Source organism: Nocardioides sp. P5_C9_2, assembly GCF_054049555.1.
In genome coordinates this window covers 1-1069 of sequence record NZ_JBFUMD010000741.1, presented here as the reverse complement: position 1 = coordinate 1069, position 1069 = coordinate 1, and the positions used below count along the sequence as shown (strand labels likewise).

Genomic DNA, 1069 nt, shown 5'->3' with positions numbered 1-1069 from the left:
ACCTTGTTCTTGACGACCTTGACCCGGGTCCGGTTGCCCACCATCTCCTGGCCGTCCTTGAGGGTCTCGATGCGACGCACGTCGAGGCGCACCGAGGAGTAGAACTTCAGCGCGCGTCCACCGGTGGTGGTCTCGGGCGAGCCGAACATGACGCCGATCTTCTCGCGGAGCTGGTTGATGAAGATGGCCGTGGTGCCGGAGTTGTTGAGGGCCCCGGTCATCTTGCGCAGCGCCTGGCTCATGAGCCGCGCCTGGAGGCCGACGTGGCTGTCACCCATCTCGCCCTCGATCTCGGCGCGCGGCACGAGCGCGGCCACCGAGTCGATGACGATGAGGGACAGCGCGCCCGAGCGGAYGAGCATGTCGGCGATCTCGAGCGCCTGCTCACCGGAGTCGGGCTGGGAGACCAGCAGGGCGTCGGTGTCGACGCCGAGGGCCTTGGCGTAGTCGGGGTCGAGCGCGTGCTCGGCGTCGATGAAGGCGACGATGCCGCCGGCCGCCTGGGCGCTGGCCACCGCGTGCAGGGCGACCGTCGTCTTTCCCGAGGACTCGGGACCGTAGATCTCCACCACACGGCCGCGGGGCAGGCCGCCCAGGCCCAGGGCCACGTCGAGTGCGATGGCGCCGGTCGGGATCACCTCCAGCGGGGCGCGGCTGTCGTCGCCCAGCCGCATGACCGAGCCCTTGCCGAACGACTTCTCGATGTTGGCGAGTGCGGCATCCAGTGCCTTCTCGCGGTCTCCACCAGCCATGTGCGTGTCCTTTGTGTCCGTCGGGTAGTCAGGTACGTCTGCGACGCTAGGACGAGCCACCGACAATGCCTGGTCAGCCGTGTCGAACGCTGTGGAGAACCTCGCCGTGCGTCGTACCTGTGGACCCAATCTAGCCCGAACAGCTGTTCGACTGCCGCACGTGGTGCCGCGTGTCGGGTCCGGTGTGTCGGGCCCAGCGTGTCGGGCCCAGCGTGTCGGGCCTAGCGTGTCGGGTCGGGCGGGGACGCCGTGGCGGACGGCCGGGCGAGCGTCGCCCGAGCCATGGCACCGGCGACCACACCGGCCCCCAGCACGGC

At 69.7% G+C, this 1069-nt stretch carries 1 protein-coding gene; it reads right to left on the bottom strand.

Features of this window, described 5'->3' with window-relative positions:
- A partial coding sequence (gene recA, locus ACXJKL_RS21425) for a recombinase RecA (protein ID WP_457209009.1) occupies positions 1-752 on the bottom strand: 752 nt, incomplete at its 3' end.
- Positions 753-1069: the final 317 nt, after the last annotated feature.